The sequence below is a fragment of the Parafrankia irregularis genome, from assembly GCF_001536285.1.
GTDB classification, from domain to species: domain Bacteria; phylum Actinomycetota; class Actinomycetes; order Frankiales; family Frankiaceae; genus Parafrankia; species Parafrankia irregularis.
On the sequence record NZ_FAOZ01000001.1, the window covers coordinates 86,527 to 113,233 of the forward strand.

A 26,707-nucleotide genomic window follows, 5' to 3' on the forward strand; every position below is an offset into this window, starting at 1 on the left:
GCGCGGCTGCTCGTGACAAGTCCTGCGGCACCGGGCAGCCCGCCGGAGCGGCACAGGCCGCCGGCACCCGACCACACGATGCGACCTACGCCACATCCGGCGACCCACAGTACGAATCTGCCGGCTTCACAGGTTCCGGAGCGCCGCAGGTGAGCAACTCCGGCGCCTGTTGTGTTCAGGTCGGGTGTGAGTTCGCGGTCCGGAGCGAACCGGCCCGGGCAGCCGGCGGCCGAACGTGAGGCATTCGTCTTCAGTTCGCGCCGGGGCCCGCACTCACCGAGCCCCGGCTCCTTGCGCGGACAACCGGCGTCGACCGGCCCATGGCGTGAACAAGCCAACACGTGCCGACACAGCAGCACAACCAGGTGTCGGTGCCACGACACGAACTCGCCGGGATCATCCGATAACCACGCAAGGTGTCAAAAACGGCATTTCGCGCGTGATGCGGCGACCGAGACCGATGCCGGCCACCACCCCGGCCCGCCGCATCCCCGGCCCCCGCCGACACATCCACCGACCCCTGGGCCGCCGGGATCGATCGGGCATAGTGTGGTGACAGGTTCGATGCGGCACCGGGGGGTGCACAGACCGCATGTCGGGAACCACACCGTCTTCCGTCCCAGGCGCCCCGTTATCGGGCGCCGCCGTAACGCCTCTCGGTCCCCACGACCCACGCGAGATCGGCTCCTATCGAACGGTCGGGCTTCTCGGCCGCGGCGGCATGGGCGCGGTCTACCTCGCCGCGGCTCCCGGTGGCCAGTGGGTCGCCATCAAGGTGATCCGGCCGGAGCTGGCCCAACGTCCCGAGTTCCGAGCCCGGTTCCGGCGGGAGGCCGAGAACGCACGCCGCGTGCGCCGGTTCGCCACCGCGGCCGTGCTCGACGCCGGTACCGAAGGGCCCAGCCCCTACCTGGTCACCGAGTTCGTCGAGGGGCCGACCCTGGCCAGGAGAGTCTCCACCCGTGGCCCTCTCGGCCACGGTGACCTGGAACATCTCGCCCTGAGCGTCGCGACCGCGCTGGGCGCCATCCACGCCGCCGGCATCGTCCACCGCGACCTCACGCCGGCCAACGTGCTGCTCTCACCGGTGGGCCCCAAGGTCATCGACTTCGGGCTGGCCCGCGCGCAGCTCAACACAACCACGGTGAGCCAGCAGATCGGCCGGGTCGTGGGAACCCCCGGCTACATGGCACCGGAACAGATCCTGGACGAGCCGATCACCCCGGCGGCGGACGTCTTCGCCTGGGGCGGCGTCGTCATCTACGCCGGCACGGGCCGGCCTCCCTTCGGCTCCGGCCCGACCGACGCGGTCCTGTACCGGATCGTCCACGAGCCCCCACGCCTGGACGGACTGCCCGACGAGCTGCGCGGCCTGGTCGAGCTCGCGTTGTCCCGAGACCCCGGCGCCCGGCCGAGCGCGGAGGAGCTGCGCGAACAGCTGGCGGGGACCGGCGGGGTGACGGCGGCTCCCGTCCCCCGGTCCCGGCCCCGGGGTACCGGCGCACGCCGCTGGCAGCGCCGCGGGCGGCCCGAGCAGACCACCACCGCCGTTTCACCCGGGCCGACATCCAGGCAGCCCGAACGCGAGGAGCCGGTCACGGTGGTGACGCCCGCGCCAGCGCCAGCACCGCCACCAGCAGTACCACCACGGGTGTCGGCACCGGCACCGGCACCAGCTCAGCACCAGCGTCCCGGCCGCTCCCGGCGCACCCCACTGCTCGTCGGCACGGCCGTGGCCGGCGCCGTCCTCGTGACCGCGGTCGGTACCACGCTCACCGTGACCGGAGGGCAGCGGCACACCGGCGTCCAGGCCACGACCGCGGATTCCGCGGCGATCTCCCGCGAGCTGGCGAGCCGCTCCGATCTGGCCCGAGCGAGCGATGCCGTGCTGGCCGGCCGGCTCGCGCTCGCCGCCTACCAGCTGTCACCGACGCCGGAGGCCGGGACCGCCGTCATCGCCTCGTTCGCGGCCCGCACCGCGCTCACCACCCGCGCCGCGGGCCCCGGGGCGGTCGACGTCGCGCTCAGCAGGTCGGGCGAGCGCCTGGTCGAGGCCGGCGCCGACAACCGCATCCGGGTCTGGGACCTGCGCTCCTGGCTTTCACCCACGGCCACGCCGGCGGAGCCGCCGGCACCTGCGTCCGCGATCGTGGCGTCGTCACCAACCGCATCATCTCCGCCGACGGCACCGGTGCTCCCGGCACCCCTCGACCTCGGCGCGCAGGGTGCCCTGGCCGTGGCGATGAGGCCCGACGGGGCCTGGGTCGGCTGGGCGACCGCCGACGGGCTCGGGCATCTCGTGGGCACCGACCTCGGCTCGACACAGGCCGCGGCCGGCACCCTGACCGGCAACATCAGCCCGATCGAGCGGATCACCTTCAGCTCCGACGGAACCCTGCTGGCGACGGTGACCCGGGACGGATCCGTCGGTGTCTGGGACGTCAGCCAACCTGCCCGGCCGCTGATACTCAGCCGTCTCACCGACCACAGCGCACCCGTCACCGACGCGGCGCTGCGTCCCGACGGCGCCGTGTTGGCCACCGCGGGAATCGACCAGAAGGTCCAGGTGTGGAGCCTCGCCGACCGGCGCCGGCCCGCCCTGCTGGCAGAGCTCACCGGGCACCTGGGCGCCGTCGACGCCACGGAGTTCTCCGCGGACGGCCGCACGCTGGCGTCCGTGAGCGGCGACGACGCCACGTTGCGCCGCTGGGATCTCTCCGACCCCGCGCACCCGCGCGTCCTGGACTCCCGCCGGGTCACGGCCAGCGGCTCCCTGACCGATGTCGTCGTCGGCATTCACGGCAGCACCGCCACCGCCGCGGACGACGGTTCCGCGGTCGTGTGGTCCGCACCTGGTCCGGGCGGCGCCACGGACCTCGTCCGCCTCGCCACCGGAACGACCGGCCAGTCAAGGATTGTCACCGACGGACCAGGTACGACCTTCGCGATCGCGGGTGGCGGGCGCGGCCCCGTCGTGTTCACCGTCGACCCGCTGCGCCTCACCTGGCTCGCCTGCGCCCAGGGGCTCGGCCCGGACCGGCGGTGGTGGTCCCGCGAGATCGCGGACGTCCCGTTCGAGGACCCCTGCCGCCGCTGACCTGGGCGGATCTGCGTCACAACGCTTTCGTCTCCCGGCCTGGCACGCCAACGTGGACGAGGAGGACACAAGGGCGTGCCAACGGCCGGAACGGATCCGACGCCGGACCGACGCCCGCTCCCCCGGTCGATGAGGAAGAGGAGCGTTCGCGGCGATGACTTTTGGAGAGTTGCTCATCTCGGTCGGAACCGGCCATCTGGTCACCCTGCCGGGTTCTCGGGCGGCGCGGACGCTGGCCGCGGGATCAGCCTCGCCCCGGCTGGTCCCGGCCCCGGACGAGATCTGCGCGCGCCTCATCGCCCTGGCGGCCGCGGAGCTCGACCACGGACCGGGTGCCTGCTGGGACGGCGCGGTACTCACGCTGCTGTTTCCCACCGACGCGCCCCGGGACCCCGCGGTGCCCGGCCCACGCGGGCCGGTGGAGGAGGTGGCGACGCCGGCGGAGTTCCTTCGCGCGGTCAGCGCCGCTAGATCCGCCGGCACCCACGAGATCCGGCTGCGCCCCACCTTCCGTCTGGACACACCCCTCCCGGACGCCGTACCACTCCCGGACACCACGTTCCCCACACCCGGCACCCACGTCACGGCCACACCGGGCGTCACCGCCGACGACACTGCGGACAACCCGATCTCCCGGCGGCTGGCCGAGATCGTCGGCACGCTGACGGCGCAGGACGAGGCACCGCTCAATCCCGCCCGTGCCGCCGCCGATCTGGCCGAGACGCTGCCTACCAGCGGATTCGTCGTGGCGGGGGCCGGCCCGGCCGGGCTCTGGATCGAGCACGCCATGCGACCGGCCCACGGCCGGGTGCGGGTCCTGCGAGCTGGCGGCCCGGTCGCGCTGGCCGGCGCACTGCTGGCCGGCCTGCACGGCGACATCGGCGTGGCGGTGGTCGAGGACCCGCCCGTGGGGCCGGCGGCGACCCTGCTGCATCTCGCGTCCGCACTGGACGTCGACCTCGTTGTGGAGGTGTGGGGACAGCGAGGCGGCCTGCGCCGCGCCGCCGACCATCGGCAGCGGCTGCGAGCGGCGCTGCGGGGGCACGGTGTGCGGGTGATCGAGGTCCCGGTGGATTTCACCAGCACAAAGCTGCTCGTCGACGCACTCACCGACGGCACCGAGGACGCCCCGGACGCAAAGGATTCCGCAGGTACGGGCGATCCTCAGGCAGACTTCGAGCAGAAGCGGTGACTCGCGAGATATTCTACGGCCACCCCGGAGATTCCACCACCAGCTCCCCCCGGGCGGCCCACCGACCCGTCCCGAAATCAGGGATACCTCCCGGAAATGGGCTTCTTCCGCCAAAGCCCGACACTCCCGCACCGAGCGTTCCACCGCTCCCCGCACTTGATATCCATACTCCGGACGAGGCTTTTACCACACGCAATACAGGCCGCCACCACCAAACATCCGCATGGCAACTTCATGCCAGGTCGTTTTCTCCCTGTTGACAGGAGGCGCTGACGCGGAACGCGGGCCAGGTGCACCGCGGCTGCGGAGAACAATCGCCCACGCCGGCGTGAGGTGGTTCATCGGTGCGAACGAGGGCACACCGCAGGACGTGACCCGTCAGGTACCCAGCCAGCGCACCGAACGCACACCGCGGCAGCAGCCGTGGTGGCGTTCGCCGGGCACCTGGGGGGACCGCCGCACCGGTGCCCCACCGGCCGCCAGCGCGCTTGGGCTCCGGCGCGCGCTGGCACTGTTCGGTGTGGTCTTCTGTGGCGTCGTGGGTGGCCTCTTTGCGGTCGCGGATCACACCGCGCCAGCGGTTGCCCTCATGGTGATCGGGGCCACGGCGCTCATCGATCTGATCGTGATCCATCGCCGGATGGTCACGCAACGACGGAGCGGGAGCCCACGCCCGTAGGCTGTTCGGAGATCCCCGCCGGCGCGGCACGCTCGTTCCTGATCGCGCCGGGCACCTGCCGGCGGGACCACGGGGAGGGTGGGCCGGCGCGGATGGCACGTGACGCGGCGCGCACGGAGCCGGCTGTGGGTGTGGATGTGGGTGTGCCGCCCGGCGCCGCGATGCCCGGGGGCCTGTCCGGCGAAGGCCTTCCCGGCGGAGGTCTTCCCGGCGGCGACGCCGACGCGGAGTCCCGGATGCGCGGTGGGCTGCGCCGGATGCGTGCGATCGCCACCACGCTGCTCGCCTTCATGGTCACCGTCTACGTCCTCACCTGGCGGTGGGACGTCTCCGGCGCACCCGGCTGGGTCAGCTACGTCGCCGCCGCCGCGGAGGCCGGCACCGTCGGCGCGCTCGCGGACTGGTTCGCGGTCACCGCCCTGTTCCGGCATCCGCTGGGGCTGCCGATCCCGCACACCGCGATCATCCCGCGCCGCAAGGACGCGCTGGGCCGCGGGCTGCAGAACTTCGTCGGCACCCACTTCCTCTCCGAGGAGGTCGTCCGCGAGAAGGTCGACCAGCTCGGGGTGGCGGCCCGGGCCGGCGATTGGCTGGCGCGGCCGGCGAACGCCGAACGGGTCACCACCGAGATCTCCACCCGGGCCGCCACGATGATCTCCGGTATCGAGGACGACCTCGTCCGCGAGCTCGTCGAGAAGTCCGTTCTGCCCCGGCTGCTGGAGCGACGCTGGGCCGGCGCCCTGGGGCTCGCCCTCGACCGGGTGGTCTCCGAGGGCACACACCATCATCTGATCGACCTGCTCGTCGATCAGCTCGCCGACTGGCTGGCCGCCAACCCGGAGACGGTCCTGCGCCTGGTGCGCGAGCAGGCACCCGCCTGGACACCGAGGTGGCTCGACGAGGCGGTCGCCGCGCGGGCCTACGCCGAGGCGCTGCGCTTCGCCGCGGATCTGCGGAACGATCGCGGGCACCGGCTGCGCCGCGCCCTCGACAGCTTTCTGCTCACCTTCGCCGAGCGGCTGCGCACCGATCCCGAGCTCGGCGACAAGGTCGAGGCACTCAAGCGCCGGATCGTCGCCCATCCCGAGGCCGACCGGGCGGTGACAGCGATCTGGGTGACCGCCCGGGGCGTGCTGCTGGACCTCACCACCGACCCCGCCGGCGCCGCCCGCACCCGGGCCACCGAGGCCCTGGCCGCCTTCGGGGCCCGGCTGGTGAGCGAACCCGATCTGGCGGCCACCGTGAACCGGGCCGCCGCCGACGTCGCCACCCGTGCCGTCCGGCGGTACCGGGCGGAGATCGCCGCCGTGATCGGCGACACCGTGGCCCGCTGGGAGCCGGACGAGACCTCCCGGCGGATCGAGCTGCACGTCGGGCGCGACCTGCAGTTCATCCGCATCAACGGCACGGTCGTGGGTGCGCTCGCCGGTCTGGTCATCCACCTCGTCACCGAGGTCCTGCTTTGATCCGAGGTCCTGCTCTGATCCGGGGCGGCTCACCACCCGATCCGGGCCCCGTGCCACCGTCACCGCACCCGCCCGGTCCACCTGGTGTGACGTAGGCGGCCGGCTGCGTCACCGAGCGCACCAGTGAGGTGGGAACATGGCCGTAGCAGGCGCCGAACGGCCGCGGGCCGAGGAACCGGGAGACTGGGTGGAGCGCAGACCGAAGCGGGCGTCATGACAACGGCCCCGGGCCGACCGGCAGGGAGCACCCGCCCGGCCACGCGACGCCAGCCGGCCGGGCCGGCCGGCCTCGTCGGCGCGAGCGTCACGAACGCGGCGGGCCCACTCGTCCTCGCGGGCATCATCGCCCTGGTCTGGGTCGGCTTCGTGGCCCCGATCGCCCACTTCGACGTGGACGTCTTCCTGCGGGCCGGCGCGGCTGTCGCCGACGGGCGGGATCCGTATCCGGTTCCGGGCACCCCCGAGGTCTACTCCGGGTTCTCCTTCGTCTACCCGTACCTGATGTCCCTGCCGTTCGTCCCGCTCTCCGGCCTGCCGCGAGCCGACGACCTGTTCATCGCGCTGTCGGTTGTGGCCCTGTTCGTGGCCTGCCGGCTCGCCCGGGCCGGCTGGTGGACGTCCGCCCTGGTGCTCGGTGCCTCCTGCACCATCACCGGCCTGCAGATGGGCACCCTCAACGCGCTGCTGTTCTGTGGGCTGGTCGCCCTGTGGCGCCTGCGGGACACCCCCGTGGCGGCCGGGGTGCTGGCCGCGCTCCTGGTGTACAGCAAGCTCTTCCTCTTTCCGGTCGTGCTGTGGCTGGTGCTGACCCGCCGGTGGCGCGCGACGGTGCACGCGCTGGTCTCGCTGGCCGCGCTGGCCGCCGTCGGGGAGGTGTACAGCCCGGTCGAGGCCCGCACCTACGCGGACATGCTGGGGGTGCTGGCCCGCGAGGAGGCCCCGGACGGCCTGAGCCTGACCGGCCTGCTGATGAACATCGGGCTGGGCACGGGCACCGCCACCTGGGCGGCACGGATCACCGCCGCGGCCCTGCTCGCCGGATGCCTGTGGTACGCGCGGCGGTCCGGCCGCGCGGAGGCCGACGGCCTGCTGTTCGCCGGTGTGATCGCGGCGGCGCTGGTGGCATCGCCCATCGTGTGGAGCCACTATCTCCTGCTCCTCGTCGCCCCGCTGCTCGCGATCACCCGTGGCGTCCCCGGGCCGCGGGCGGGCGCCGGCGCGGGTGATCCCAACCGCCCGCTGGCCCTGTTCACCGCCGGTAGCTGGCTGCTGGTGACCCCCCACCTGAGCACCCCGATGGACCTGCTCGTCGCGTCGGTCGTCCTCGTTCCCCTGGTCGCCGTCCCGTTCCTGCGTCCGCTGCGCGCACCGCACCCACCGGGCGAGGGACGGCCGAGGGGCCCGGGGCATCCGGCGGGTCTGGCCGGGCTCCCCCGCACGGCGGCCCGGGCCGCCCTCGCCGCAGGGCTCGTCGCTGCCCTGGGAGCGGCGCTGTGGGCTGTGGCACGCGTGCACGGCGATGACCACCGGGTGATCGGCGCCTACGGCACGCTTGTCGGAACGATCGTGCTGGTGGCCTGGGCCGTCCGCGCCTGCCTCCCCACCGGGGACGGCCCGCTCTCCGACCTGGCTCCCGCTCCGGTTCCGGGCCCGGCCGCGCACGCAGCCACAGGCCAGGCCGCGGCCGCGGCCTCGGATCCGGTGGCGGATCCGGATCCGGTGGCGGATCCCGCGCCGACCGCGGGTGCGTCGCGCACCCGAACGGGCCGGATGCACCCCCAGTAACAGATGCATGCCGGGCATGGGCATTCCGGCGTGTGGCCACGTCGCCATGGTCATCCGAGAAGGAAGTGTCGTCCGGGCGACTGCGAACCGCTGTTCGGCGGTTCACCGGGGCAGATGTGACGTAGAACGTCCTCCCCTGATGGTTAAGCACACACCGCACGGCCCCCGATCACGCCCGGGTAGGAGGTAACGTCTTCCTGTCGGCGTCACCGAGGGCAACCAGCCCACGAGGCGCCGACAAGATCTCGGGACATCCGATCAACCAGGTCGGATGTCCAAGGTCGGTGCGAGCGCCATGGCGGTCCGAAACCGCGGTTGGGTCCGGTCGCGTGAAACCGGCCGCCCCCCGGCCGCCGGATGACACTTTCCGCGTTCGTGAACCACGCCGCATGGCGCGTGGAACCGATGTGGCGTGTGTTCTGTCGGCCCTGACCTGATCGGCGGATCCCCTGACTCAGCCCCGCAGCACCCAGCCCAGCCCCGCCCACCGTTCGGCCCGTCCCACCCGGGGCAGCCGTCCTCGTCCCACCGGACACGGTCGCGGCGGGTCCCGTCCTGCCCCGTTCCGAGCTGGCGAGCGGCCGGCCGCCCGTCCGGCGCTGGCCACCCGCGAACCCCGTCCGCCCGCCGAGTCGTTCGAGGCTGCCGGGCTCCCTCCGAAGCTTGTGGCGGCCCTGGCCGACCGCAAGATCCTCGCGCCGTTCCCGGTGCAGGCCGCCACGCTGCCTGACGTGCTGGCGGGCGAGAACGTGCTCGGCCGGGCCCGCACCGGCTCGGGCAAGACCCTGGCGTTCGGCCTCCCGCTGCTCGCCCGGCTCTCCGCGACCGGCCCCGCCCGGCCGCGCCAGCCCCGTGGGCTGATCCTCGTCCCGACCCGGGAGCTCGCCCAGCAGGTCAACGACGTGCTGGCGCCGCTCACCCGGGCGCTGGGGCTGTGGATGACCCCGGTCTACGGCGGTACGTCCATCAGCCGGCAGATCTCGGCGATGCGCCGCGGTGTGCACCTGGTCGTGGCGACCCCCGGCCGGCTCACCGACCTCATCGAGCGGGACGCCTGCCTGCTGGACGAGATCGAGATCACCGTGCTGGACGAGGCCGACTTCATGTGCGACCTCGGGTTCCTTCCGGCGGTGAAGGCACTGCTGGACATGACCCCGTCGGGCAGCCAGCGGCTGCTGTTCAGCGCCACGCTCGACCGCGAGGTCGAGGTCCTGGTCCGCAGCTACCTGCCCGAGCCGGTCCTGGTCGCGATCGACCCGGAGGTCTCGCAGGTCTCGACGCTGGCGCGGCACGCGCTGGAGTCCGTGGACCGCGCGGCCCAGCTCCGTCTGGTGACGGCGCTGGCCGGTGGCGCCGGGCGCACGCTGGTCTTCGTGCGCACCCAGCGGGACGCCGACCGCGTCGCGCAGGCGCTCACCGAGGCCGGGGTGCCGGCCGAGCCGCTGCACGGCGGGATGCCCCAGGGTGCGCGCACCCGGGCGCTGGCCGGCTTCACCGACGGCTTCTACCGGGTGCTGGTCGCCACCGACGTCGCCGCCCGCGGCATCCACGTCGACGGCATCAGCCTGGTGCTGCACCTCGGTCCGCCCGACGACCCGAAGACCTACCAGCACCGTGGTGGCCGCACCGCGCGGGCCGGGGCCGACGGCGCCGACGTCCTCGTCACCGTGCCGGCCGAGCGCGGGAAGGCCCGCTCGCTGCTGCGGGCCGTCGGTGTGCCGGCCCAGCCGGTACCCACCCTGCCCGACGACCCGATCGTCACCGAGCTCGCCGGTCCGCCGGCGCCGCCGGTCGACCCGGCCACCATCCAGGCCCGCCGTCGGCGGGACGGGGGGCGCCGGGAGGGCGGGCGTCGTGAGGGCGGTTTCCGCGAAGGTGGTTTCCGTGACGGCGCACGGCGCGACGGTGCCGGGCGTGAGGGCGGCTACCGGCGTGGTGCTCCAGGTGCCGGCCAGGCGGGCTCGGGGGCGAGCGGCTCCGGGCGTGAGGGCGGCGACCGCGACGGCGGTTCGCGCCCCCGCTTCGACGGCCACCGGCCGGCCCGGACGGGCCGTGGCCTGAACCGCGCCCCGCGGGTCGAGGCCGCGCCGGCCTCCGGCAGCTGAGCCCGGCCAGCCGGGTAGAACCGCGGTAGGCGACCGCGACGCTGCAGGCCCATACGCGACAGTGCCCCGGAACGCTTCGGCGTTCCGGGGCACTGAGCCGTTTCCGTCGTCGGCTCGGACTCTATGCATCCGCTGACCGAGGGCCGTGAGACGGAAACGGCTCACTGGTGGTTCGTCCCGATCGTCCGGCGCGAGGCCGCGACGGTCCGGTCACAACGAGCGCGATACGCCCAGTCGCAGCCGCTTCGGGTTCGCCAGCGACCCGAAGGACAGCCCGTCGCTGCTCTGTTCCGCGAGCTCGACGCCATCCACGGTGCCCGGGACCGCCTCCCGCTGGCCGTGCGGCGCGGACCCCGTCTGGGGAGCGACCGACTCGTCCTGATCCATGCGCAACACCTTTCGAAGAGTTACCGAATCGGCACTGAATACCAAAACGGTATCCAGTGGGCGCGTCGGCCAGTGCGGGAGGTGTCGGCGGTCACAGTGAGGTACGTCCACACATCGAACTGCACCCGAACGGCAGCCGAACCACGCCCGAACGGCGTACAGACGACGGGGAACGACGGAGAAGGAGCACGATGGCGCCACGTCCGCGGTGGGAGGCCGGCACCGCTGCGGAGCGGGCCTTCGCCCACATCACGGACTACCTGGCCGGTCTGCCGGAGCGGCCGGTCGCCGCGGCCGAAGGCTACGCGAAGATCCATGCCCGGCTGAGCATCCCGCTGCCCGCCGGCAGCACCGATCCTCTCGAGATCGTCGACGAGCTCGCCGCGGCCGCCGAACCCGGGCTCGCCGCCACCGGATCACCGCGCTTCTTCGGCTACGTCATCGGCGGAACCGTCCCGGCGGCCCTGGCCGCCGATCTGATGGCGGTCGCCTGGGACCAGAACGCCGGCCTCGCCAGTCTCTCCCCCGCCGCCGCGGCCGCCGAGGCGGTCGCCGGCGAGTGGATCAAGGAGCTGCTGGGCCTGCCCGCCACCGCCTCGGTGGGCATCACCACCGGCACCCAGATGGCCCATGTCACCGCGCTGGGCGCCGCCCGGCACCGTGCCCTGGCCCGGTACGGGTGGGACGTCGAGGCCGACGGCCTGCACGGCGCGCCGCCGGTACGGGTGTTCGTCGGCGCCGCCCGCCACACGACCGTGGATGCCGCGCTGCGCCTGCTGGGGTTCGGCTCCCGCCGCCTGACCGTGGTCGACACGGACGACGCCGGCCGGATGCGACCGGAGGCGCTGCGGGTCGCGCTCGCGGCCGGCACCGGCCCGGCGATCGTCGTCGCGCAGGCCGGCGAGATCAACACCGGTGCGTTCGACGCGATGGGGCAGATCTGCGCGATCAGCCACGAGCACGGCGCCTGGGTCCATGTCGACGGCGCGTTCGGGCTGTGGGCGGCCGTGTCCGCCTCCGCCCGGCGCCGCGCGCTGGTCACCGGGATCGACCAGGCCGACTCCTGGGCCACGGACGGGCACAAGTGGCTGAACCTGGCCTACGACTGCGGCATCGCGATCGTCGCCGACGAGCGGGCGCACCGGGCCGCGATGTCGACCCGCGCCCCCTACATCCCGCCCCCGGCCGTCGACGAGCACGACCCGTTGGAGTGGACACCCGAGTTCAGCCGGCGGGCCCGCGGCTTCGCGCTCTACGCCGCGCTGCGATCGCTGGGCCGGGCGGGCCTGACCGACCTGGTGGACCGCTGCTGCGCGCACGCCCGGCGCCTCGCCGACGCGCTGGGCGCGCTCGACGGGGTCGCGGTGCTCAACGACGTCGAGCTCAACCAGGTCCTGGTCCGGATCGACGACGACGACGCGACCACGGCAGCGGTCATCGAGCTCGTCGTCACCGGCGGCGAGGCGCTCGTCTCCGGCACCGTGTGGCATCGCGCCGTGGCGATGCGGCTGTCGGTCTGCAACTGGATGACGACCGAGGCGGACGTCGACCGGGCCGTCGCGGCGATCGCGGCCGCCATAGCCGACGCACGTGGCCGTTGTCACGGGTGAGTGGCCCGGTGGTGCGCGGCCGGCATGTTCTCTTCAGGCCTGTCGGCGGGCAGCGCTAGGCTGCGTCAATGCCGCCGGATCCCCGTGCGACAGCCGTCGACCGCCTTCACCGCCACCGAGAGACCACAATCCTTCACCGAGAGACACATTGAAGCCACACTAACGACCTGAAGTAGCCGGGAACAATAGGCGAGTAGGTCGGCGGACTTTTCGGCCGGCTTTCTTTCCGCCCGCCCTGCCCGCACTCGTATCGTCGCACCGATATCGCCCCACCCCTGCCCCCGCCCCGTCCCCGCCCCGCATCGACCGGCGTGCCCTCCGCGCGCGGGAAGGTCCCGACGACATGCCGAACTCCTTCGTCCACCTTCACGTCCACACCGAGTACTCGATGCTCGACGGGGCGGCCCGGCTCAAGGACATGTTCTCGGAGGTCTCCCGGCAGGGGATGCCCGCCGTCGCGATCACCGACCACGGCTACATGTACGGCGCCTACGACTTCTACAAGCAGGCCACGGCGGCCGGGGTGAAGCCGATCATCGGGTGCGAGGCCTACGTCGCGCCGGAGTCGCGCCTGCTCAAGCAGCGGGTGCGGTGGGGTGACCCGAACCAGAAGAGCGACGACGTCTCCGGTGGTGGCTCCTACACCCACATGACGATGTGGGCACGGAACGAGACCGGGCTGCACAACCTGTTCCGACTCAATTCCCGTGCGTCCATCGAAGGCCACTACATCAAATGGCCACGCATGGACTCCGAAATCATCGCCGAGCACGCCGAAGGGCTGATGGCGACAACCGGGTGCCCGTCCGGTGAGGTGCAGACGCGGCTTCGTCTGGGGCATTACGACGAAGCACTCAAGGCCGCCGCGAAATACCAGGAGATCTTCGGCCGCGAGAACTTCTTCTGCGAGATCATGGATCATGGCATCGAGATCGAGCGCCGGGTGCGGGACGGGCTGATCGACATCGCCCGCGCGCTGGACATGCGCTTCGTGGTCACGAACGACTCGCACTACACCTACGAGTCGGAGCGGGCCACCCACTCCGCTCTGCTGTGCGTCCAGACGGCGTCGACGGTCGCGAACCCCACCTTCCAGTTCGAGGGCTCGGGCTACTACCTCAAGAGCGCCGAGCAGATGTACGCGATCGACACCTCCGACGCCTGGCAGCAGGGGTGCGAGACCACGCTGATGATCGCCGAGCGGGTCGAGCCGGCCGGCATGTTCACCAAGCGCAACCTGATGCCCCGCTTCCCCGTCCCCGACGGCGAGACCGAGGAGTCCTGGTTCCGCAAGGAGACCTGGGCGGGCATGGACCGGCGGTTCCCGAACGGGTTCGACGAGGAGCATCGCACCCGGGTCGAGTACGAGCTCGGCGTCATCCTCTCGATGGGCTTCCCGTCGTACTTCCTGGTCGTCGCCGACTTCATCATGTGGGCGAAGAACCAGGGCATCCCGGTCGGCCCGGGCCGTGGCAGCGCCGCGGGCTCGATGGTCGCCTTCGCGATGGGCATCACCGACCTCGACCCCATCCCACACAGTCTGCTGTTCGAGCGGTTCCTCAACCCCGACCGCGTCTCCATGCCGGACATCGACATCGACTTCGACGAACGTCGGCGCGGTGACGTGATCCGCTACGTGACGGACAAGTGGGGTGAGGACCGCATCGCCCAGATCGTCACCTACGGCACGATCAAGGCGAAAGCCGCCATCAAGGACTCCTCCAGGGTCCTCGGCTACCCGTACGCGGTCGGCGACCGCATCACCAAGGCGATGCCCCCGGCCGTCATGGGCAAGGACATCCCGCTGTCCGGGATCTTCGACCCCAAGCACGCCCGTTACAGCGAGGCCGGTGAGATCCGCGGCCTCTACGAGTCCGACGCGGACGTCCGCAAGGTCATCGACACGGCCAAGGGCCTGGAGGGGCTGATCCGCCAGGCCGGCGTGCACGCCGCCGGCGTGATCATGTCCGCCGAGCCGATCATCGACCACATCCCGGTGTGGCGCCGCGACGCCGACGGCGCGATCATCACGCAGTTCGACTACCCGACCTGCGAGAACCTCGGCCTGCTGAAGATGGACTTCCTGGGCCTGCGCAACCTCACCGTCATGGACGACGCGGTGCGCAACGTCGAGTCCAACCGCGGCCACAAGGTCGACCTGATGGGCCTGGAGCTCAACGACCCGCCCTCCTACGAGCTGCTCGCCCGCGGCGACACCCTGGGCGTGTTCCAGCTCGACGGCGGGCCGATGCGCTCCCTGCTGCGCATGATGCGGCCCGACAACTTCGAGGACATCTCCGCCGTGCTCGCGCTCTACCGGCCCGGGCCGATGGGCGCGAACTCGCACATCAACTACGCGCTGCGCAAGAACGGCCAGCAGGAGATCACCCCGATCCACCCGCAGCTCGCCGAGCCGCTGGCCGACATCCTGGACACGACCTACGGCCTGATCGTGTACCAGGAGCAGGTCATGGCGATCGCGCAGCGGGTCGCCGGCTACACCCTCGGTCAGGCCGACCTGCTGCGCCGGGCGATGGGCAAGAAGAAGAAGGAGATCCTCGACAAGGAGTTCGTGCCGTTCTCCGACGGCATGAAGACCAACGGCTTCTCCGCCGAGGCGATCAAGATGCTGTGGGACATCCTGGTCCCCTTCTCCGACTACGCCTTCAACAAGGCGCACACCGCCGGCTACGGGCTGGTCTCCTACTGGACGGCCTACCTCAAGGCCAACTTCCCCGCCGAGTACATGGCCGCGCTGCTCACCTCCGTCCGCGACGACAAGGACAAGAGCGCGATCTACCTGAACGAGTGCCGGCGGATGGGCATCCGGGTGCTGCCCCCGGACGTGAACACCTCCGACGCCGACTACACCGCGCACGGCGACAACGAGATCAGGGTGGGCCTCGCCGCCATCCGCAACGTCGGCGTCAACGTCGTCGAGTCGATCGTCCGCAACCGGAAGACGAAGACCCGCTTCGCCTCCTTCCCCGACTTCCTGGACAAGGTCGACGCCGTCGTCTGCAACAAGCGGACCGTGGAATCGCTCATCAAGGCCGGCGCGTTCGACTCGCTCGGGCACACCCGCCGCGGCCTCGCCGAGAAGCACGAGCAGGCCGTCGACGCGGTCATGGGCGTGAAGAAGAAGAACGCCGAGGGCCAGTTCGACCTGTTCGCCTTCGACGGCGAGGACGGCGAGCCGGACGCCGCCCCGATCTTCGGCGTCCAGGAGTTCTCCGACCAGGAGTGGGACAAGTCCCTGCTGCTCTCCCTCGAGCGGGAGATGCTCGGCCTCTACGTCTCGGACCACCCGCTGCTCGGCGTCGAGCACATCCTCGCGGCCAAGGCCGACTGCAGCATCGCCGCGCTCAACGGCGGCGAGTACCCGGACGGCTCCGTCGTCACGATCGGCGGCATCATCTCCGGCCTGCAGCGGAAGGTGACCAAGCAGGGCAAGCTGTGGGCCCTGGCCACCGTGGAGGACATGGGCGGCGGCCTGGAGGTGATGTTCTTCCCGGCGACCTACGAGACATGCTCGACCCAGCTCGCCGAGGACGCCGTCGTCATCGTCAAGGGGCGCATCGACAAGCGGGAGGACACCCCCCGCCTCGTCGCCTCCGACCTGACCGTCCCGGACCTGAGCGATCACGCGCTCAGCCCGCCCGTGGTGATCACCCTGCCGGCCTCAAGGGTCAACCCCCCGACCGTCGACCGGCTGCGTGAGGTGCTCGGCGACCACCCCGGCACCACCGAGGTCCACCTGCGCCTGCAGTCGTCCAGCCGGGTCACTCTCCTGCGACTCGACGACGCCTACAAGGTCCAGCGGACACCCGCGCTGATGGGCGACCTCAAGGCCCTGCTCGGTGCCTCCGCCGTGGCCTGATCGAGGATGAAGGGCCGGATCACGGCCGGTCGTGCGGAGGCGGCCGCCGCCATGAACGGCTACAAATCAGAACATGGATGCGAGTGACCACACGCGGACGGTACGTCAGTCCTTCAGCCGTCAGACCCGCCTGTTCACCGACCGCGACGCGGTCTTCGCCGCCCGCGAGCCCGCCGTCCCCTGGCTCGAGCCGCTACACCCCGACATGATCATCCTCGACGTGGCCTGCGGAGCGGGCCACGTCGCCGAGCTCGTCGCACCGCGCGTCCGCCAGGTCGTCGGCCTCGACGTCACGACCGAGCTGTTACGGATCGCCGCCACCCGCCTGCGGGACGCCGGTGTGGCCAACGTGCTGTTCCAGGAGGGCGACGCCGCCCGGCTGCCCTTCCTCGACGCGTCCTTCGACGTGGTCTACTGCCAGGCCGCCCTGCACCACTTCCCGGACCCGCGACCGTACGTCGCCGAGATGGCCCGGGTGTGCCGGCCCGGCGGACGGGTGGTGATCTCCGACATGGTCGCCCCGAGCCCCCGCCTGCGCGGCCCGTTCGACGACCTGCACCGCAGGATCGACCCGTCCCATGCGGCCACCCTCCTCGACACCGAGATCACCACGCTGCTGCGCGCCACGGTGGGCCCGCTCGCCGCGGACCCGGCCCGCCGGCGCGCCACCCTGCCCATCGACCGGCTCCTGACCCCGGTCGCCGACCGCGAGGCGGTGTTCGCCGCCCTGCGGGCCGAACTCGCAGGCGGCCCGACCACCGGCTTCGCCCCGACCGAGCAGGACGGCCAACTCCTCATCAGCGTCACCACCGTCGCCGTCACCGCAACCCCGGCCGGCCCCTCACCGACCCACCGCTGACCAGGAGGACGAACACATGACCACCACCACGCCGTTCGACCCGCACACGCTGCTCGCGGAAAGCCGACTCGGGGTGCTCGCCACCATCAAGGCAGACGGGCTTCCGCAGCTCTCCCCCGTCCTGCCCTTCTATCACCAGCCGGCCGGTGTCCTCTATGTGTCCATGACCGAGGGCCGAGCCAAGACGGTGAACCTGCGCCGGGACCCGCGCGCGGCCCTGGAGGTCACCAGCCCCGACGGCTGGGCCTGGGCCACCGCCGAGGGCACGGTGACCCTCGTCGGCCCGGGCACCGACCCGCACGGTCCCGAGGTCGGGGCACTGGTGGACTACTACCGCCTCGCCGCGGGCGACCATCCCGACTGGGACGAGTACCGCTCGACGATGGTGTCGGACCGCCGCGTCCTCATGACCATGACGGTCGACCATGTGTACGGCGCCAGGCTCCGCTGACTGCATCCCCGCTGACAGACAGCCTCGAATCGATCGGGAGGGAACCCTGTTGTCGCAGCACCGCCAGCCGCTGGTCGTGACCGTGCCCACCGAGGAGCTCCGCGAGGCGCTCGCCTCCACACCCGGAGCCGAGGTGATCGTCTGGGACCTGTCGGGCGCGCCGCCACGGCGGGACCCTGACATCGTCGTGGTGCCCTACATGTCCGATCCGGCCGTGCTTGGCGCACTCGACGGGCTGCGACCCCGGCTCGTGCAGAGCCAGTCCATCGGCTACGAGCGGGTCGCCGACGCACTCCCCCCAGGCCTCACCTTCAGCAACGCCGCTGGCGTGCACGAGACGTCCACCGCCGAGCTGGCGATCGGCCTGATGATCGCCAGCCAGCGCCGGCTGCCAGCGCTGGTCGCCGCCCAGCTGGATCATCGCTGGGCGCACACCGCGTCCCGGTCGCTGGCGGACTGCAGGGTCGTCGTGGTCGGGCAGGGCGGCGTCGGACGGGCGATCATCAGCCGCCTGCGGCCGTTCGAGGTCGACATCACCCGGGTGGCCGCAACGCATCGCCAGGACGCCGACGGCGTCATCCGGTCGGTCGACGAGTTGCCCAAGCTGCTGCCCGACGCGGACATCGTCACGCTCGCCGTCCCGCTGAACGCCTCCACGGAGGGCATGGTCGACCGGGATCTGCTGGCCCTGATGAAGCCGGGTGCCCTGCTCGTGAACGTCGCACGGGGCAAGGTCGTCGTCACCGCCGACCTCGTCGAGGCGGTCCGGGCCGGCCATGTCCGCGCCGCGCTCGACGTCGTCGACCCCGAGCCACTACCGCCGGAGCACCCCCTGTGGCGCCTCGACGACGTCCTGCTCACCCCTCATGTCGGCGGGCACAGCGCCGCGATGCTGCCCCGGGTCGTTGCCCTGGTGCGCCGCCAGATCGCCGCGCTGTCCACGGGCCATCCCCCGCACAACGTCGTCATCCCGGCCCGGGCCTGAGGCCGCGCGGGACACGGGCGCGGGTCGTCTGCGGCTACCCTGAGCCCGGGGACACCGGGCGTTCGGGAGGCATCCTCAATGACCAGCGTCGACATGAACAACGTCGTCAGCGCGCCCTACACCGGCGTTCTCGGGCTTCATCATCTTCAGCTGGCGATCCCGGCCGGGGCGGAGGATGCCTGTCGGGCCTTCTGGTGCGACCTGCTCGGCCTCACCGAGGTGCCGAAGCCGCCACCGATGGCCGCTCGGGGCGGCGCCTGGTTCCGCGGAGCCGGCTTCGAGCTGCATGTCGGTGTCGATCCGGCGTTCACTCCGGCGGCCAAGGCGCATCCGGCCATCCTCGTCGACGACATCGACGCGCTGTCCGAACGCCTGGCGGCCGCGGGCATCGCGGTGACCTGGTCGCACGACTTTCCAGGCCACCGCCACTTCTACAGCCCCGACCCGGTCGGTAACCGAATCGAGTTCATCTCGCCCGACCCGGTGTCCTAACGCCACTGGTGGTGGGAAGACCGCGAGCCGTCAGGGCGTCAGGTACGCCTCGACCTCGGCGATCGCCTGCGCCGTGTCGCGGAAGAGGACGCCATGCCAGCCGGCCGCCCGAGCACCCTCGACGGCCGCCGGTGTGTCGTCCAGGAACACCACCTCATCGGGAGCGACGCCCAGCCGTTCGCAGGTCAACGTGTAGATCCGCGGATCCGGCTTGGCCAGCCCGACCTCATGGGAATAGACGATCACTTCGGTGACGTCCGCGAACCCGTATCGCTCCTGCTCACGTTCACGCGCACCGACGAAACTGTTACTGAGAAATCCCGTACGAAACCGCGGCGGGAGTGCCCGGAACCACGCGAACAGCTCGACGTTCAGCGTGCCCAGATACTCGTCCCACATCAGGCTCCAGAAGTCCTCCAGCTGTTCCTCGGAGACATCCAGGCACGCGCGGGCCATGGCAATCACCTCGCTCTCCGACATCGTCCCCAACGAGCCCGCGAGGAAGACGTCGGCCAGACGCCCCAGCACGGTGCCCGCCGCCAGACCGGCCCGCTGTTCCCAACGCGGCATCCACCCGGTCTGCGGCGTCACCTCGAGCACGCCCCCGATATCAAGGACCACACAGCGCGCACCCATTCATCCGCCTCTCCGAGACAGGTCTCGCCGCGGTGTCGCTTGGCTCTGACCGGCATCTGTTGGAGGGAACAAGGCGGGCGCGCCGCCCCTTGCACGTCAGTTGCCGGTATAGAGATCCGACGGGCCGACCAGCAGGACGTCCGGTGACTGCGCGGCGGCCGTCACCAGCGATTCCCCGAAACCCGCGGCGCTGAAACAGACGAGTCGGGCGGTATCCGCACCCGGGCGCCCCTGTGCGCTCAGCAGCTCCCGGATCCGACGGAGCCGATCGACGTGGGCGAGCCCCATGGTTTCACCCCATTTGGCCTCGCCGATCGCCAGAAGTCGTTCGTGCCCCTGGTCGTCCTCGTCGAACCCGAAGGCGACGACGTCGAGCTGGTGACTCGCGCGGGCGGACGGATCGCTGACGACGCCCGAGGTAACCCGGCTCACCAGAGCTGCGCCGATCCGTTCCGGCGCGGCCAGGTGCGCGGTCCAGTACCGGCATACCTGCTCGAAGTGCGGCCCGAGCACGTTACCGACGAACCTGCGCTGGCCGATCCGCCAGAGCTGGGCAAGCCTGCGGCTGTCGCGCGCATGCTCCAGGTCCGCCCACATGGGACGCATCACCGCGTGGTAGAAGGTCACCAACGGCTCGGCGATGCGGAACTGGGTCCGATTGTCGCGAAACGCGTCGGGCTCCCGCGTGATCAGCCCGCAGTCGGCCAGAACGGTGAGCGGGTGCGCAAGGTCGCCCGACTTCCGCCCCAGGTAGGACGCGATGCCGCCACGCGTCGCGTTACCCTCCGCGATCGCGGCTAGGACCGAATGATAAAGCGCGGTGTCACGCAGGTCCGGCTCGTCGGAGAGCAGATAGCGCCCCTCACGGAAAAGCGCACTGGTCGGCGAGAGCACAGTACGGGTCACCCAGGCGTCGAAGTCGCCGGGGCCGGCCGGGACGTCGTCGCGCGCGAACTCGCGCCGGTAGGCGGGGGTGCCACCGACGATCGCGTTGACCTTCAACGCGGTGACCGGGTCGTCGATGCCCCAGAACCGGGCCGCGAGCTGGTGGTCGAGCGTCGGGACGACGAGCTCGAGACCGGCCCGGCCGCGCAGCGGAGCGCTTCCCGCGAGCAGACCGCCCATGAACGACATCGCGGACCCGCACAGCAGCAGCCGGGCCCGGCTGGCGTCCCGCTGCGCCCGGCGCGGCGCCAGCACGTTCTGGACGATTGACGGCAGCCGTGGGTTGGCCCGCACGAGGTAGGGAAACTCGTCGATCACCACGGGCACCGGGCGATCGCGGCCCAGGTCGAGCAGTGCGTCGAACACGGGATACCAGTCGTCGACCGCCAGCGGCGCCGGCGCGCCCAGCCGCTCGGCCAGCGCGGCACCGACACGGCGCAGGGACTCGCCGTCCGTGGCCTCGTCCGAGCCGAAGTAGAACCCGCCGGTGGCCTCGCACAGCGCACGGAGCAGGAACGTCTTGCCCTGCCGACGCCGCCCGGACACCACTCCCAGCGCCGCGCCCGTCCCGGCGTCGAGCGCGAACCGCGCAAGCGCCTCCCACTCGAACTCCCGGTCGAACATGCCCACCGGCCGCGCCAGCGTAGCCAACCAACTACCTCCCGCAGATTTTCATAAGCACAGTTATCATAACCGCACTTATGAAAAGCTGGGCGGCTGGCGATGCCGACCTGCGCCGACATCGCGTTCAGCCCGGACGGCCGTCTGCTCGCGACGGCCGGGGTCAGCGGCGACAGCTACCTGAACAGTGTCGAAAGTCCACGACACCACGGCCCGCGGCCCCGACGGCGCTCATCAGAGGATGGCGCGGCGTGTCATCGGGAGCCGTGACCGCGTGAACAGCCAGCCGGCGGCGACCGCGAGCAGCGGCACGGCGACGGTGACGATCAGCAGCGTCTCCCAGGGGATGACCAGCCGCCAGGGCGGGCCGACCACACCTTCGCCCTGCCGCATCATCAGGACCGTGGCCGCGCCGGGAAGGAAGCCGGCGATGCCGCCGAGGACGGTGCCCAGGCCGGCCACCACGCCGGCCTGGCTCGCCGCGAGCCGCCGGCGCAGGCCGGGGCTGGCGCCGATCGAGGCCAGGGTGGCGAGGTCCGCACGGCCGTCCGCGGCCGCCAGCCCGACCGTGATCACGGTCGCGCTCAGGGTGATCAGGCCAGCGCCGGCGGCCAGTGCCAGCAGGCCGATACCGAACTCGCTGGCATAACCGCGTTCCACCACCGGGGAGCTGAGCCCCAGGTCCTCCGCCGCCGCGTTGAGGCGCTCCACCTCGGTCTCGGTGGGCATGCGGTCCGTGGCGGCGACGATCTGGGCCGGGCCGCTGCGCAGGCCCAGGTCGCGTGCGGCCGCGGGGGAAAGGAGCAGGCCGCCGAAGGTGAGGTCGGAGGAGGGCGCCGACGTCGGGACCCGCGTGGCGGGCACCACGATCTCCCGCAGGGTGCCGCCGTCCGCGTTGTCGCCGTCGACGGTGACGGCGATGTGCACTGTTCCGTCCGGCCAGCGCAGCCGGTCGTCGAACACCGCCGCACCGCCTCCCGCCAGCACCCGGCGCAGGGCGGGTTCGGCGCGGCCAAGTGCCACCTCCACACCCGTCCCGTCGTCGACCACCACCTCGCTGCCGCCGAGGGTGACCGGGTAGGGGCCGGTGCCGTCCCAGCCACCGAAGACCTCCCGACACCGCGGCTCGTCGACGGGCGGCCCCCCGGCCGGCGAGGAACAGCCTGCTGGCAGGGGTGGTGACAGCGTCATCGACAGGCTCTTGCCGGAGGCGTCGACGGGCGTCTCGACCACGTGCACCGCCCGGATGGGCAGATGCTCGCGCAGCACCCGCTCCGCGCCGGCCAGCTCCCGCGCCACGTCGGCCTGGTCCCGCGAGTCGTCGACGAGGCTGATCAGTGCCACGCCGTCGCCCAGCATGGGCTGGTAGGCACGGCGATCGTGATCATCCATGGCGGCGACGAACAGGGAGACGGCGACCGAGGCCGACACCGCCGCCATCACCGCGCCGATCGCCGGGGTGGTGCGGCCACGCTGGCGGGCGGCGTCGCGCAGGGCCAGCCGCCCGGCGACGGGCAGGGTCCCGGCGAGACGGGCGACCAGGCCCACCAGGACGCCACCGACGGCGATCAGGCCGAGCATCGTCAGCGTCGTCCCGGCGAGGATCAGCAGCCCACTGCGGTTGCCGGCACCGAGGAGCGCCACGGCCGTTCCGGTGCCGGCCAGGACGGTCCCGGCGACCGGGACGCGGCGCCGCATCCGGGCCGGACTGCCGTGCCCGTTCAACGCGGCGAGCACGTCCAGCCGGCTCGCGGAGATCGCAGGGGCGGCCGCGGCTGCGATCGCGGTGAGCGTGCCGACCGCCACTATCGCCAGCAGATCCAGGATTCGGACGTCGGTGCGCACGATGTCGGCCCAGCCGTGGTCCACCAGGGTCGGGATGAGCGCCACGCCGAGCCCGGTACCGACGGCCGCCCCGAGCAGCGACGCGGCCAGGCCGATGACCACACCGCCGGCCAGCACGATGTCGCGCAGGTGCGCGGGTGCCCCGCCGCCGGCCGCGATCAGCGCGAGCTGGCGGCGGCTGCGCCGGGAACCGATCGCGAACGCGGGGCCGGCGAGCAGCGCCACCACCAGCAGTGCCAGGCCCGCGGCGAGCACCGTCGCGGCGACCATATCGGCCGCGGGGCCGGTCGAGAGGGCCGCCGGCAGCTGGGCCTCGGGGGGCGGGTCCGCGAGCACCGCCCGGCTCACCACCACCGCGCCCACGGCGTTGGCGGCACGTACCCGCGACCAGTCGATGGGATGCGGACCGACCACGTACAGCATCTGGGTGACCTCCGAGGCCACCGGAGCCAGCGTGCCGGGTGGGACCAGCACCGTCCTCTCCTGAGGTCCGAAGGTCTCCTCGACGACCCCGACGATCGTCAGCACGGGCCCGGAACCCGGGGCCTCGCCCGCGGCGAGCGCCGCCGCCGTGAGCGTGTCGCCGACCCCGAGGCCGGCGTGGCGTGCGAGTGCCCGGCTGACCGCGGCCTCACCCACGGCGGCGGGCAGCCGGCCGGACCGGACCGTTGCCAACGCCGCGAGCTCAGGACGGGTCCAGTCGGTCTCCCGCACGTTCGTGCCGACGGACCGGTCGCGGTGCGACCCGTCGCTGATCCGGAACCTCAGGTAGCCACGCAGCTCGGTAACGGCCGTGTTCCCGGCGGGCAGGGCCGACAGCGCCTGCCGCTGCGAGTCGGCGGGATCTGGCGCGGCGTCGCCCGCGCCGACGGCGTCGACGGCGCCCGGCGGAGGCATGGGGAGGTCCTCGGTCCGTATGTCGTTGCCATCGGGACTCTGGGTCAACGGACTTTCCAGCCCGAAGAACGAGACCTCGGCCTGCACGGACGGATCCTTACCCAGATGGCGGTAGGCGATCTGGGCCGGGCCGTCCTGGCTGGACCGAGCGATCACGTCGACCGTCGACACGAGCGTCACCGGCACCGCGATCATCGCGAGGACGAGTGCGGTGCGCCCGCGGGCACGCAGGGCGTCGCGCCGAGCGAGGCGCAGCGCCGCCCGCCAGGCCCGCAGCCGGCCAGCCGTCACCGCCGACCCCCGTCGAACCCGCCGGACTCGCCGGACTCGCCGGACTCATGAAACTCATCGAACTCGTCAAAGCCGTCGGAACCGTCGGCACCGCCGGCACCGTCCCGCGCCGCGTTCGGCCCGTCCGACGCCGGGTTCGCCGCCGTACCGCCCCTCGAACCGTCCGCAGGGACGGGGACCGGGGCGCCCAGCAGGGACTCCGGCGTCGCGGGCGTGCCGGTCGAGTCCACGACCAGGCCGTCCCGCAGGAAGATCACACGGTCGGCCCAGGCCGCGTGCCGGGCCTCGTGCGTGACGAGCAGCCCCGCGGAGCCGGCGTCGCACCGGGCCCGCAGCACCCGCAGAACCGCCTCGCCGGTGTTCGAGTCCAGCGCCCCGGTCGGTTCGTCCGCCAGGACCAGGCCGCGCGGGCCGACCAGCGCGCGGGCGATAGCCACCCGCTGCTGCTGGCCACCGGACATGTCGTCGGGAAACCTGTCGGCGAGGTCGGCGACACCGACCTCGCCCAGGGCCGCCTGCGCCTCCCGCCGGGCCGCCCGGGCGGAGATCCCGTCCAGCTCGCGGGGAAGCATGACGTTCTCGACCGCGGTCAGCGCGGGAATCAGATTGAGGTTCTGGAAGACATAGCCGAGCGACCGCCGCCGCAGCGCGGCCAGGGCCTTCGGCGACTGGCCGCTCAGCGTCGCACCCGCGATGAGGACCTCACCCGAGGTCGGGGTGTCCAGACCACCGGCGAGGGCGAGCAGGGTCGACTTGCCCGATCCGGACGGGCCCATCACCGCCACCAGCTCGCCGGCGCACACGGTGAGATCCACCCCGCGCAGCGCCTGCACCCTGTTCGCGCCCCGGCCGTGCTCCCGGTGCACGCCGCGGAGTTCCAGGGCGGGTGCCCGTCCGACCTCCACCTGGGCGTCCGGGCTGGTCAGTGCCGTTGTCATCGGATGTCCTCACGATCGGGTCCGGTAGGAGCGCCGGTGCGGTGGCGGATCAGGCGCAGCTCCACATGATCGAGCCAGCGGATCTCCGCCTCCGCGGTGAAGATCAGGTTTTCCAGGACGAGGAGCCAGGCGAGGTCGGCGCTGTCGTCGGCCGGCTGACGCAGCCGGGTGTACTCCTGCATCGCCCGGAGCGTCTCCACCCGCTGCCGCTGGAGCAGCGATCGGACGTCCACCTCGGGGAGCGTGACGGCGAGCGCGAGCTTGATGGCGAGCTCGTCGCGGCCCGCCATCCGCCGGCTCACCGGGGTCGACCACCAGCGCAGCGCTTCCGCCGCGCCGGCAGCGGTGAGCCGGTAGACGATCCCCCGGCCGTCACCGCTGTCGCCGTCGCCGTGCTCCGGGTTAATGACCGCAGTCCTCGCCACGGGTGCGGCGGTGACCGGCGCGTCCGCGGCGACGGCGCTCGGGGCCGGCGTCCGCGTGCCAGGCCTTTCCGCAGCCGAGGCGTCCGCCGCCGTGCCGTCTGTAGCCGCGGCGTTCGGGTCGGTCGGGTCCGCTCGGCTGGGAGCGCGCTCGCCCACCACGAGGCCGTCCCGCTCGAGGCGACGCAGGGTCGTGTAGACCTGCCCGATGTTCAGCGGCCAGGTCGATCCCGTCCTGGCCTCGAACTCCGCCCGCAGCTGGTAGCCGTACATCGGGCGCTCCGCCAGCAGCGCGAGCAGCCCGTTCCGGACCGACATCCCGGATCTCCCTCCTCTGCATACCGAGTATGCACGGCGGACAATACTCGGTATGCAATCAAGGGATGCTTCCGTGGGCTCGCGAGCGGGGGCCGTGCCCTGGAGCGTGCTCGCGGTTCCGCACGGTGACCGGGAGGCTCGAAGCCTGGCGCCACCCCCCACCGGAGACCCACGACCTGCGACGCGAGCGAGGCGCACCGCGGCCGCCGAGCGGCTTCGGCTGACCACGACCGCCCCGACCGGCCGGGGAAATCTCGCGCCGACTGACGTGATCCCGACACTCTCCCGGCATGCGCCCACCGACGGACACGACATCGCCTGAGACCTTCAGACCGGCTCGGCAGCGGATCGTCTGCGCCCACTCCGGCACCCGCCGCCTCGACCTGGACGGCTGCCTCGCCTTCGCCTTCGCCTTCGCACCGCACAGCGTCGGACCTCGGCGCCGCTGGACGACCCCGTCCTCCTCACCGGACTCGCCGCGCCGCGGTCAAAAAGTCGGCGAACCCGGGCATCGCCAACGTCGCCAACTCCGGGGTACGGCGAGGCCTCGACACGCGCCTGCGTCACCAACTCCGGCCCTGGGCCACGTTGCCGCGGCGCGCTCGACATCAGGCATCACTTCCGCCTCATTGAACTCGGCGAAATCTATGACCGAAGCAAAGAATGGCACTCTTCGTGCACGGGCAATGCCCCAGACGAGTGGACCGGACAAGGCCGGAGCAGCCAGAACAGGACGCCAGGATGGTGTGAGGCAGGAAACACCCGCGGCACGGCACTCGGGTTGTTTGCACCACCCATTTGTTGGG

18 protein-coding genes are annotated in these 26,707 nt (G+C 72.2%); 12 read left to right on the plus strand and 6 right to left on the minus strand.

What is annotated here, in order from left to right:
• Window positions 1-721: 721 nt before the first annotated feature.
• The 6 genes from AWX74_RS00355 (at window position 722) to AWX74_RS00380 (ending at window position 10,324) form a co-directional block, all read left to right on the plus strand.
• Window positions 722-3,097, plus strand: coding sequence for a WD40 repeat domain-containing serine/threonine protein kinase (locus AWX74_RS00355; RefSeq protein WP_242666001.1), 2,376 nt, complete (start codon window positions 722-724; stop codon window positions 3,095-3,097).
• A gap of 154 nt (window positions 3,098-3,251) precedes the next feature.
• Entirely contained in the window at window positions 3,252-4,289 is a 1,038-nt protein-coding gene (locus tag AWX74_RS00360) for a hypothetical protein (protein WP_091270360.1), read from the plus strand.
• Between the two features lie 328 nt (window positions 4,290-4,617).
• Window positions 4,618-4,968 (plus strand): DUF6343 family protein, encoded by a 351-nt coding sequence (locus tag AWX74_RS00365; protein ID WP_242666002.1) that lies wholly within the window; start codon window positions 4,618-4,620, stop codon window positions 4,966-4,968.
• 161 nt (window positions 4,969-5,129) lie between these two features.
• The gene (locus AWX74_RS00370) at window positions 5,130-6,434 is read left to right on the plus strand and encodes a DUF445 domain-containing protein (protein WP_091271058.1); all 1,305 of its coding nucleotides are present in this window, start codon (window positions 5,130-5,132) and stop codon (window positions 6,432-6,434) included.
• A 213-nt stretch (window positions 6,435-6,647) separates the two neighbouring features.
• A complete protein-coding gene (locus AWX74_RS00375; RefSeq protein ID WP_091270362.1) occupies window positions 6,648-8,219 on the plus strand; it encodes a glycosyltransferase family 87 protein in 1,572 nt (523 codons plus the stop codon).
• Window positions 8,220-8,884: 665 nt separating this feature from the next.
• A complete protein-coding gene (locus AWX74_RS00380) occupies window positions 8,885-10,324 on the plus strand; it encodes a DEAD/DEAH box helicase (protein ID WP_091270364.1) in 1,440 nt (479 codons plus the stop codon).
• Window positions 10,325-10,534: 210 nt separating this feature from the next.
• Here AWX74_RS00380 and AWX74_RS00385 read toward each other — a convergent pair whose 3' ends face one another.
• Complete coding sequence (locus AWX74_RS00385) at window positions 10,535-10,711, minus strand: hypothetical protein (RefSeq protein ID WP_165615411.1); 177 nt, start codon at window positions 10,709-10,711, stop codon at window positions 10,535-10,537.
• A gap of 191 nt (window positions 10,712-10,902) precedes the next feature.
• Between AWX74_RS00385 and AWX74_RS00390 the strand changes: the two genes are divergently transcribed.
• The 6 genes from AWX74_RS00390 to AWX74_RS00415 all read left to right on the plus strand — a co-directional run bounded on the left by AWX74_RS00390 (window position 10,903) and on the right by AWX74_RS00415 (window position 18,988).
• Entirely contained in the window at window positions 10,903-12,321 is a 1,419-nt protein-coding gene (locus tag AWX74_RS00390; protein ID WP_091270366.1) for a pyridoxal phosphate-dependent decarboxylase family protein, read from the plus strand.
• A 343-nt stretch (window positions 12,322-12,664) separates the two neighbouring features.
• A complete protein-coding gene (gene dnaE, locus AWX74_RS00395) occupies window positions 12,665-16,201 on the plus strand; it encodes a DNA polymerase III subunit alpha (protein ID WP_091270368.1) in 3,537 nt (1,178 codons plus the stop codon).
• A gap of 73 nt (window positions 16,202-16,274) precedes the next feature.
• Entirely contained in the window at window positions 16,275-17,060 is a 786-nt protein-coding gene (locus AWX74_RS00400) for a class I SAM-dependent methyltransferase (protein WP_091270370.1), read from the plus strand.
• 16 nt (window positions 17,061-17,076) lie between these two features.
• Window positions 17,077-17,511: a PPOX class F420-dependent oxidoreductase gene (locus tag AWX74_RS00405; RefSeq protein ID WP_091270373.1), complete on the plus strand. Its 435-nt coding sequence runs from the start codon at window positions 17,077-17,079 to the stop codon at window positions 17,509-17,511.
• A gap of 49 nt (window positions 17,512-17,560) precedes the next feature.
• Window positions 17,561-18,496, plus strand: coding sequence for an NAD(P)-dependent oxidoreductase (locus tag AWX74_RS00410; protein WP_091270375.1), 936 nt, complete (start codon window positions 17,561-17,563; stop codon window positions 18,494-18,496).
• Between the two features lie 78 nt (window positions 18,497-18,574).
• Window positions 18,575-18,988: a VOC family protein gene (locus AWX74_RS00415; protein ID WP_091270378.1), complete on the plus strand. Its 414-nt coding sequence runs from the start codon at window positions 18,575-18,577 to the stop codon at window positions 18,986-18,988.
• A 30-nt stretch (window positions 18,989-19,018) separates the two neighbouring features.
• On the opposite strand, the gene AWX74_RS00420 is transcribed toward AWX74_RS00415, so the two are convergent.
• The 5 genes from AWX74_RS00420 to AWX74_RS00440 form a co-directional block, all read right to left on the minus strand.
• Entirely contained in the window at window positions 19,019-19,609 is a 591-nt protein-coding gene (locus AWX74_RS00420; RefSeq protein WP_207550223.1) for an HAD family hydrolase, read from the minus strand.
• A gap of 111 nt (window positions 19,610-19,720) precedes the next feature.
• On the minus strand, window positions 19,721-21,220 hold the full coding sequence (locus AWX74_RS00425) for an AAA family ATPase (RefSeq protein ID WP_091270380.1): 1,500 nt from the start codon (window positions 21,218-21,220) through the stop codon (window positions 19,721-19,723).
• A 204-nt stretch (window positions 21,221-21,424) separates the two neighbouring features.
• Window positions 21,425-24,223 (minus strand): ABC transporter permease, encoded by a 2,799-nt coding sequence (locus tag AWX74_RS00430; RefSeq protein WP_091270381.1) that lies wholly within the window; start codon window positions 24,221-24,223, stop codon window positions 21,425-21,427.
• Window positions 24,220-25,161 (minus strand): ABC transporter ATP-binding protein, encoded by a 942-nt coding sequence (locus tag AWX74_RS00435; RefSeq protein ID WP_091270384.1) that lies wholly within the window; start codon window positions 25,159-25,161, stop codon window positions 24,220-24,222. The genes AWX74_RS00430 and AWX74_RS00435 overlap by 4 nt, the downstream gene beginning before the upstream one ends.
• Window positions 25,158-25,901 carry a PadR family transcriptional regulator gene (locus AWX74_RS00440; RefSeq protein ID WP_091270386.1) on the minus strand — a complete coding sequence of 248 codons (744 nt, stop codon included), beginning with the start codon at window positions 25,899-25,901 and terminating at the stop codon, window positions 25,158-25,160. Before AWX74_RS00440 ends, AWX74_RS00435 begins: the two co-directional genes overlap by 4 nt.
• Between the last annotated feature and the right edge of the window lie 806 nt (window positions 25,902-26,707).